6 protein-coding genes are annotated in these 9705 nt (G+C 39.5%); all 6 read left to right on the plus strand.

Annotated elements, in window-relative coordinates:
* Positions 1–772: 772 nt before the first annotated feature.
* The 6 genes from LMF89_RS19000 (at position 773) to LMF89_RS19025 (ending at position 9656) form a co-directional block, all read left to right on the plus strand.
* Positions 773–1879, plus strand: coding sequence for a class II glutamine amidotransferase domain-containing protein (locus LMF89_RS19000; RefSeq protein ID WP_229536454.1), 1107 nt, complete (start codon positions 773–775; stop codon positions 1877–1879).
* Positions 1867–3501, plus strand: a complete 1635-nt coding sequence (locus LMF89_RS19005) for a glutamate synthase-related protein (protein ID WP_229536455.1) — start codon at positions 1867–1869, stop codon at positions 3499–3501. Before LMF89_RS19000 ends, LMF89_RS19005 begins: the two co-directional genes overlap by 13 nt.
* A 12-nt stretch (positions 3502–3513) precedes the next feature.
* Positions 3514–5820, plus strand: a complete 2307-nt coding sequence (locus LMF89_RS19010; RefSeq protein WP_007954721.1) for an FAD-dependent oxidoreductase — start codon at positions 3514–3516, stop codon at positions 5818–5820.
* A 239-nt stretch (positions 5821–6059) separates the two neighbouring features.
* On the plus strand, positions 6060–7139 hold the full coding sequence (locus tag LMF89_RS19015) for a GGDEF domain-containing protein (RefSeq protein WP_229536456.1): 1080 nt from the start codon (positions 6060–6062) through the stop codon (positions 7137–7139).
* Positions 7140–7200: 61 nt separating this feature from the next.
* Positions 7201–8040: a carbon-nitrogen hydrolase family protein gene (locus LMF89_RS19020; protein WP_229536457.1), complete on the plus strand. Its 840-nt coding sequence runs from the start codon at positions 7201–7203 to the stop codon at positions 8038–8040.
* A gap of 443 nt (positions 8041–8483) precedes the next feature.
* Positions 8484–9656 (plus strand): ABC transporter substrate-binding protein, encoded by a 1173-nt coding sequence (locus LMF89_RS19025; protein ID WP_229536458.1) that lies wholly within the window; start codon positions 8484–8486, stop codon positions 9654–9656.
* The last annotated feature ends 49 nt before the right edge of the window (positions 9657–9705 follow it).

Raw genomic sequence — 9705 nt, forward strand, 5'->3', positions numbered from 1 at the left:
GATAGCTCCTATCTAGCAAAATAATATTATGAGGTTTCTCATGAACTAAAGGTAGAAATAGTATATGTTAATATTTGCTAAATTATACACAAGCTAAAGTTTGCATCTCATGATTTAGGATTATATTAGCTGCTAAATTATTTTGTATACTGAAAAACAATGCAATACATAATGAATCGTTACCTTTTTGTCAATGGGTTACAGACCAGTAATGTAAAGGGACAACGAATATGCATCTTGAGAAACATAATGGATTAGAGCGAATAAATGTGAATAAATATGCAAACTTTATGATCAAGAGAGGAGTTATTATCAGTTAAAAACCGTAGGAGTTTTCAGAAAAAAATAATATTTTTCATGTATATAAAGTGTATAATGTATTATTTTTTATACATATTGACAGTGAAACATTTCGTTTTTATAATGTAGTAAGTGAAACAAAAACGTATCCTGCAATGAGACAAAAGATTTTTAGGAGTGTACCTAGGGTTCCGCGCTTTTTAGCGGTCTGGTCCAAGCGGTACAGGTGCAGATTGCACAACACCGTGGGTAAAAAAGGCCCTGCGGAAAGTCCTGGATAAGTAAGGTTTGCTGGTAGATAGGTATTTTCTACTAAAAACCAACTTCACTATCCAGTGGTTTTCCCGGGTCTTTTCTGTTGCAATGATATAAGTTGCTTTTTTCACGATCTGTCATTGAGGGTGCTGCCCTGGTCTACAATGGATATTTATATAATTTGAATTTAGCTTGGTATAAAGGAGTGGGGGAAGATATGTGTAGAATTGGCGCCATTAAAAGTAAGGAATTTTTCCATCCATCAGCAGCGTTGCATTTAATGTTACCGCAGCAAGAAGGACATGATAATTCAGGCTTTGCGATGGTTATGCAGGACCTGGCAGGAGTTTTTTCAAAACATAAGGATAAGCCATTGTTGTCATTAGCCTGCACGCAAAAGGGAGCGAAACTGATTGAAGACTATATGGAAGCCAATGATTTTCGCCAATTAGCGGAATGGATTCCTCGTGGGGTGAAGAATGTAAAGCTTGATATTAAGGCTATGCCGTATTATATTTTTCGCAATTATGATTATCCTGAGTATTATAGCGATGCTTCAGAAGAGGCAAAAGGCGAGTTACTTTTAGATACTAGATTGGCATTACGTGAGTTGTTGGAAAAGCAAGAGCAAGGTTATGTATATTCTTTTTGGCCAGATGTTTTGACGTTAAAAGAAATTGGCGACCCTTGGGACATTGCCACCTATTTTAAATTATGGGACAACAATGGTGACTTGATGGCGAAAAATGTAGTAGTCCAGTGTCGACAAAACACAAATTACGATATTGTGCGCTATGCGGCCCATCCTTTTTTCTTGCAAGGATATACCCTGTGTGCTAATGGAGAAAACACTTTTTATACAAAAAATAAAGAATACCAAAAATCATTGCATCGCGGGTATATTGGTTTTGAGTCAGATTCACAGAACTTTCTTTATACCTTACACTATGTGCTGCAAGAGTTAAAATGGCCTATTAAGTATTATAAGCATGTGATTACCCCTCTTCCATTTAATGAGCTTAGTCTTCGTTCCGACTGTGCTGAGCTACGGGCAATCAGACAATCATTAGGTTCGTTAGAGATTAATGGACCGAATACCGTAATTGGTATGTTGCCTAATGGAAATATTATAACCTGCTGCGATTCTAAAAAATTACGGCCTGTAGTTGTAGGTGGAGATGGCACGATGGTAGCCATTGCTTCTGAGGTGTGTGGGTTAAATGCTATTTTGCCGCATCGTAATCAGGAACAGGATGTATATCCAAATGAACGTGAAGTAGTTATTATTAATGACGCATTGGAGGTAGAGAGATGGAAACAATAAAGACTCAGGATATCACTGTGAACGATTTACCTTGGAAAATTGAATGTAAGCCTGATCGCTGCACCATGTGCGGTAGTTGCGTTGCGGCCTGTACATTTCAGGCTATCATGCCTGCTGTAGAACGTCGTTCCATTACGGTCTCTACTGGTCATCGTCCAGAACCAAGTCAAAAACATAGCGCAGTGCTTACGATAAAACAACGAAATAATATAGAAAACGCCTGTACAGGTTGTGGGATGTGTGAGAAGATATGTCCAAACCAGGCCATTAAACCAGTTCGAAATCCTGATTCGCGTTTTAGTCTATTGGCTAGAAAGGGCGGTTCTCCTATTAAACGTGGAGGACGTACCAGTTTAAATAGTGGACGCACATTGGATAATATTATTGTTGGGCGTATCTCCCAGATGACTGATCCTGCTCTAGATTCAGAGCGTCATACTTTTGACATCTTAGCACCTTTCGGACGGGTACTCATGCCTCACGAACTACCTTTGAGTGCGGTAAATGGCACATTAAATTTGACCGCTAAGCTACCGCCAGTAAATTGGATTTATCCTATTATTTTCAGTGATATGTCTATTGGGGCTTTATCCACCAGGGCATGGGAAGCCGTTGCATTGGCTACAGCCTATTTGAATGAAAAGCATAACATGCCTGTGCGTATGTCATCAGGTGAAGGCGGGATGCCTGTAAAGCTTTTAGAATCAGAACAGCTCAAATACATGATATTACAAATTGCATCAGGACATTTTGGCTGGAATCGAATTGTGAAAGCAATACCTAAAATGAAAGTAGACCCAGCTGGAGTACTAATAAAAATAGGTCAAGGCGCAAAACCTGGTGATGGAGGACTTTTGCCTGCAGCTAAAGTTGCTGATCATGTGCAAGCAATTCGTGGTGTACCGAAAGCAGATCTGATGTCCCCGCCGAATCACCAAGGTTTGTATTCAATTGAAGAGTCTGTACAGAAAATGTTTTTGTCAATGAATGCAGCATTTAAGTTTAGGGTTCCAGTAGCGATTAAGTGCGCTGCTTCTGCAACGTCGGTGTCTGTATATAATAATTTGCTGCGTGATCCTTATCGAATCTGCGGTGGATTCTTCCTCGACGGCATTCAAGGCGGTACAGGTGCTGCCAATGAAATTTCTCTTGATCACACAGGACACCCTGTGGTTTCCAAGACAAGGGAATGCTATTTGTCGGCAGTAAAGCAAGGACGACAAGGGCAGATTCCTTTATGGGCTGGCGGTGGCATTGGACTTACTGGAAATGCAGCAGCCGATGCATTTAAAGTCATTTGCTTAGGTGCTAATGGGGTATTTCTAGGTAAAATATTAATTCAGCTGTTAGGCTGCGTAGGGAATGAACATGGTAGATGCAACGCCTGTAATACAGGCAAATGCCCTGCAGGTATTTGTACCCAGGATCCTCGGCTTGTTGAGCGTTTAGATATTGATAAAGGGGCGCAAAACATCGTGGAATATATGTTGGCCCTTGATAGTGAATTAAGAAAATTAATGGCGCCAATTGGCAATAGTTCCTTGCCGGTGGGGCGCTCGGATGCTTTAGTAACAACGGATCAAGCCATTGCTGAGAAATTGGCAATTCAGTATGTGTGTTAGGAGGAAACCAATATGTTTAAGTTAAAAAGCCTTGACGGAAGTCAGCGGATGTCCACTCAGGATTTGCTGCAAGTCATTAATGAAGCAGTGGCAGCAGGGGAGACGGAATTTCATATTGAAGCTTCCGGCCAACATGATATTGGAGGACCATTATGGCATCCAGAAGGAAAAGACCTTAAATTTTTAGTAACAAACCCTGGTCAGCGCGTAGGATCTATGTGTTTGGAAGGTACCCAGATTATTGTAGAGGGCTCTGCGTCTGCTGATGTAGGCTGGCTGAATGCTGGCGGTAAAATTGTAGTTCGCGGTGATGCAGGTGATACCGCTGCTCATTGCGCAGCGTCAGGCAATATTTATATTGGTGGTCGGGCTGGTACCCGGTCAGGCTCCTTGATGAAACATGATCCATTATATGCGCCACCTGAATTTTGGGTTTTAAAAAACTGTGGCAGCTTTTCATTTGAATTTATGTCCGGTGGAATTGCTGTAGTTTGCGGCTATGACAGCGAGAAATTTGAATCCGTGTTAGGTGACCGTTCTTGTGTAGGCATGGTTGGAGGAACATTATATTTCCGGGGAAATGCTTTGGGGATTTCCAAGAAAGATGTCAAAATCAGACCTCTTGAACAAGAGGATATTGCCTATTTGGATGGTAAAATGGATGATTTCTTGACATCCATTGCACGACCGGAAATAAGGGCTGAATTAAGTAATTGGTCTGATTGGTATAAAGTAGTACCACTAAAATATGAGGAACGCAGCAAAACATCGCAAACTAAAATTCTTCCTTTCCGTACGGAAGAGTGGGTGCCAAATGGTATTTTTAGTGATGTTTTAAAGGATGACTTTTCTGTAATTGGTTTAGTTGCGACAGGCGTATATCGACAACGTGTTCCAGTTTGGGAAAATGCGTATTATGCATCTCCATGTGAATTTAATTGTACGGCTTCGATTCCATCCCAGCGTCGCTATAATTTATTGCGAGAAGGAAAAGTGGAAGAAGCGTATAAACTGGTCTTGGAGTATACGCCGTTTCCTGGCTCTGTTTGTGGCGCGGTGTGCCCGAATGTTTGTATGGAAGACTGTACTCGTAAAAATCTGGATATTTCCGTACAAATTGGTGAACTTGGTACCTACTCTAAAGATGTTACCCTAGATAAAGCAGCAGTCCCTAAAGGAAAGAGCGTAGCTGTTATTGGCGGTGGTGCAGCAGGTCTGACCGTGGCATGGCAGTTAATCCGTCAAGGTTATGATGTAACGGTGTTTGAAAGCGATGCAAAAATGGGTGGTAAGCTAGAGCAGGTTATACCTCGTTCACGACTGCCTCAGCAAACATTGGCTGCAGAATTAAAGCGCATTAAAGATATGGGTGTAGTGTTTAAAAATAATACACCTGTAGATAGAGAAAAATTCTCTGAAATAAGAGCAAATTATGATGCTGTAGTGGTGGCTACTGGCGGCCATAACGGCAGAGTGATTCCTTGGCCAGGGCATGAACGCATTATCAAGGGAATTGATTTTCTCAAAGGAATTAATAAAGGAAAGTCTCCTAAGGTCGGTAAACATGTAATTGTCATTGGCTGTGGGAATTCTGGGATGGACGCAGCTGTCGGTGCTTATGAAATGGGAGCTGAACATGTAACCTGTATTGATGTGCAAAGACCAGCAGCTGATGATAAAGAAATTGCCCATGTAGAAGATTTGGGAGCGACTTTAATGTGGCCAGTTGTCACAAAAGAGGTTACTGCTGAAGGCATTATTACGCAAGATAATCAATTTATTAAAGGTGATACTATTATTATTGCAATTGGCGAATTGCCTGAACTTGAGTTCTTACCAGAAGAAATTGTCATTGAGAAAGGGCATTTGAAAGTTGCCGGAGATTATCGTATTGCAGAAGGCGTCTACACAGCAGGTGATGCTGTAAAACCGGGACGTATGGTAGATGCCATTGGCGCGGCTCAGCAGGCAGCAGCAGCGGTAGATGCTTATCTGACAGGAACCACCTATCAATTGCAGACAAAAACTAAAATTGATAAAAATAGGTTGAGTACGGCATATTTTAAGAAATGCCATTCATGTGATGTTCCCAAGGCAGATGACGATCATTTACGTTGTATTAGTTGTGGTACATGTCGTGATTGTCACATGTGCGAACGGTCCTGCCCAGAAAATGCTATTACTCGCACATTAGGATCAGATGGAAATTTTGAATATATTTCTAATGCCAATAAATGTATCGGCTGTGGAATATGTGCCGGTATTTGCCCTTGCGGTATTTGGTCAATGCATGCGAATAAGCAACCGATTCATGCCTAGAAGACTAAGATTCAAATAGAGTATTAGCTCCGTTTGAATCTTAGCCGCAGCTATCCTTAAGACATCGGATAGAATGATTTTATAAAATAAAAAGCGCATTTCTGATCCCAATTCATATTGGTGATTCGGAATGCGCTTTTAAATATTAGAAAGATGAACTTTCAGGCAGGAATTTGGAAAAAAGTGGAGAACCCAGCAATAGAGATAAAATTGAGTTATAAAACAAAAGAGGGTTAGGCATGTTTGAAGAAAAAACGTATAGGAAGGTACGGATTGTATTTGTTGCAAATGTTATTACATTAGCTTTTTGTTTGGCTTTAGTCCTTACAAAAGCACCGGATGAATCCAATGATCAGCTTTCTCTCTATGGCATGGCGATGGTAATATATGGTATATTGATTGCTTTTTCTATCGATAGACGGAGTATCTATTATGAGATTCTTTCTTTTATTGCTACAAATGCTGTACTGGGATACTTATATTGGCATACACCGGATTCTATGGCAACAATATTATTTTATTTCTATGCCGTACAGATCGCCCTACAATATAATCCTAGATATTCGTTAATTGGATCCATGCTTATTTCCTGTATATACGTTGCAGTTAGCCTGAGTCAGGCAGAAGGGATTGTAGAAAATAGGTTATCCATATATATGCATTCGCTGCTTATTATTAATATGAATGTATTAGTTCAGCACTTATCTCAACTAGAGGGGCGCGCTCTTTCCCAAAGCGAAAAGGTTAATCAATTATTAAATCAGATGGAATCTTCTTATAAGATGGTTAGTAGTTTGGCAGAAAAAGATGAATTGACAAATTTATATAATTATCGATCCTTTCGGCAAAGACTAAATGAAATGCAACCCAGTAACATAGCAATATTACTTCTTGATGTAGATTATTTTAAAGTTTTTAATGATTCGTATGGGCATTTATGTGGTGATGCTGTACTGCGGGATATCGCTATCGTGCTAAAAAATAGTTTGCGGGAGAGGGATATGATTTTTCGTTATGGGGGGGAGGAGTTCGCAGTTATACTGCAATGCAACAATGAACAGGAAATACAAGCTGCCGCTTTGAGGATTTCCAATAACATAGAACAACATGCCTTTCATTTTGGAGATGAAACGGAACTACATGTTACTGTTAGCATTGGCTATGGGATTGGCGATGAGAAAATTAAAACAGCAGAAGAACTCTTTAAGATTGCAGACGATGCTTTATATAATGCTAAGGATAGCGGTAGAAATTTAATTGGATGTCCTAATGGCGAAATCTGTACTTCTGATTTGAGCTCATTGTTAAAAGTCATGTAATGTCCACTGCTGGGATGTAGGAATCGTATTTTTTTGTTTATAACCAAGGAGGGGATTATTAGTGAAATCCAGTTCCATTACCTTAGGAATTTGCCAATTAGCTGTTACACCAGATAAAGCATTAAACATTCGTAATGCAGAAAGGATGTTAAAAGCGGCAGCTAAAGAAAAATGCCAGGTTGCTATATTACCTGAAATGTTCAATTGTTCTTATGAAGTAGAATTGTTCTCAAGGTATGCTGAATCCTATCCCGATGGAGATACCTTTACCATGTTGTCTCAAACAGCAGCACAAGAGCGGATGGTAGTAGTAGGCGGATCTATGCCTGAAAGAGATGAGTGGGGAAATCTTTACAATACCAGTTTTATCTTTGATGAACAAGGCGGCCTATTGGGGCGACATCGAAAAATACATTTATTTGATGTTGAAATTGCAGGTGGTACTGTATTTAAAGAATCAAGCATCTTATCAGCGGGGCAGGATGTAACGGTAATAAAGGCAGCGGGCTTGACTCTGGGAATTGGAATTTGTTATGATATACGATTTCCAGAGTTATCACGTTTAATGGTCCTTGCTGGCGCCAAACTTCTCATCTTTCCAGGTGTCTTTGGTATGTCAACAGGTCCTGCTCATTGGGAATTATTAATGCGGTCTAGGGCTGTTGATAATCAAGTTTTTGTGGCAGGAGTAGCACCTGCTAATTTTCCGGAAGCTTCGTATCAAGTATATGGACACTCCATGGTAGTTGATCCATGGGGACGAATCGTATCTGTAGCGGATGACAAAGAAAAACTGCTTATCGTAGAAATTGATCTTGAAATCCTAAATAAGGTTCGAAGGGAGTTGCCATTATTGCAGCACCGCAGAACCGATGTATATGAGCTTCGTCAGAAAATATAAGAAATTCCGTTCATATAATAAAATAGGTGATGTTACAAAAAGAAATAAATCGGTAAAAGGTAAAAGCCTAGTCTGCGCTTTATTTCACACCGATTTTTTCTTTTTTGTTTTTTTGCAGAAAAAGTGAATGTGCAATAACAAGAGACATACGTTTATGAAGTGATAAAAAAACTAACAAAAGCCTTGACAGTAAGTAACGAAGTAAATATAATAGCCTACAGATACAAATATGTTGCAGTTGTGTACTTTTCTGATAAACGTCCTTTGAAAAGATGTAAACGTGTAATTAAATGGATGGAAAATCAGAAAAGATAGCTGCTATATTATTAAAAAAGGCATTTTTTTATCTAGGAGGCGCTGAGAGCAGAGTGCTTTTTGTTTCGTACGGTTAAAGCAAAAAGTATAAGACTCTTATCAAATTATTAAGAATGGGAGGAATTATCATGTCAAGAAAAGGAATATCTTTCACTGCTTTAATAGTGGCAGTGGCTATGTTGGGATTGATGGTAGCAGGATGTAGTTCCACTCCATCAGCTTCAGACTCTAAGGAAATAAGAATAGGTGCGAATATTGAAATGACCGGTAGTGTTGCCAATTATGGTAAATCCGCTTTTAATGGCATCCAATTAGCATTTAAGGAAGTCAACGCTGCTGGGGGAGTTCTGGGTAAGCAGATTAAAATTATTCAAGCTGATAATAAGTCAGAAGCATCTGAAGCTACCAATGCAATGACTAAACTAATCACACAAGATAAAGTTTCCCTTATTATGGGACCTATTACTAGCTCCAATGCAATAGCAGCATTGCAGGTAGCACAAGATAATAAAATTCCTGTCATCACTCCAACAGGAACAAATGCTAAAATTACTGTGGATAATGGCAAAGTAAGACCCTATGTTTTCCGCAGCTGTTTTATCGATCCATTCCAAGGTGTTGTGATGGCTAATTTTGCAACGAAAACATTAAACGCAAAAACGGCTGTTATTTACATTGATAACAGCTCAGATTATTCTAAGAATCTGGCAGAATCCTTTGAAGCCCAATTTGTAAAAAATGGTGGCACTGTTATTGGAAAAGAAGCATTCTTGCAGAAAGATCAAGATTTCAAATCCACTTTGACCAAAATAAAAGCATTAAATCCTGAGACCATTTTCATTCCTGCGTATTATGAAGAAGTAGGTAAAATTGCAAAACAAGCTCGTGAGATGGGTATTTCAGTACCTTTCATCGGTACTGACGGATGGGATGATCCTAAAATAGCAGAGGTTGCTGGTGCTGCTGCATTAAATAATACTTTCTTTAGTAATCATTATTCATCTCAAGATACAGATCCTAATATTGTGAAATTTGTAGAGGCCTATAAGAAAGAATATGGGCAGGAACCTAACGCCTTTGCGGCATTAGGATATGACGCGGCTTTAATGGTTGTTGATTCTATTAAAAGAGCCAATAGCGCGGAACCTGAAAAAATAAGAGAAGCCTTGGAAAAGGTCAAGGATTTGCAAGTGGTAACAGGTAAAATCACGTTGGATGCAAATCATGATCCAATTAAGAGTGGTGTAGTTATCGAAATGAAAGATGGCAAGCAAACCTTTAAAGAAAAAATCAATCCATAAACAAACAAAAATGGACTCGGCTTAAGCCGAGTCCATTTTTGTTTGTTTA

The sequence above is a fragment of the Pelosinus baikalensis genome, assembly GCF_020819555.1.
In the GTDB taxonomy this organism is placed as follows: Bacteria; Bacillota; Negativicutes; order DSM-13327; family DSM-13327; genus Pelosinus; species Pelosinus baikalensis.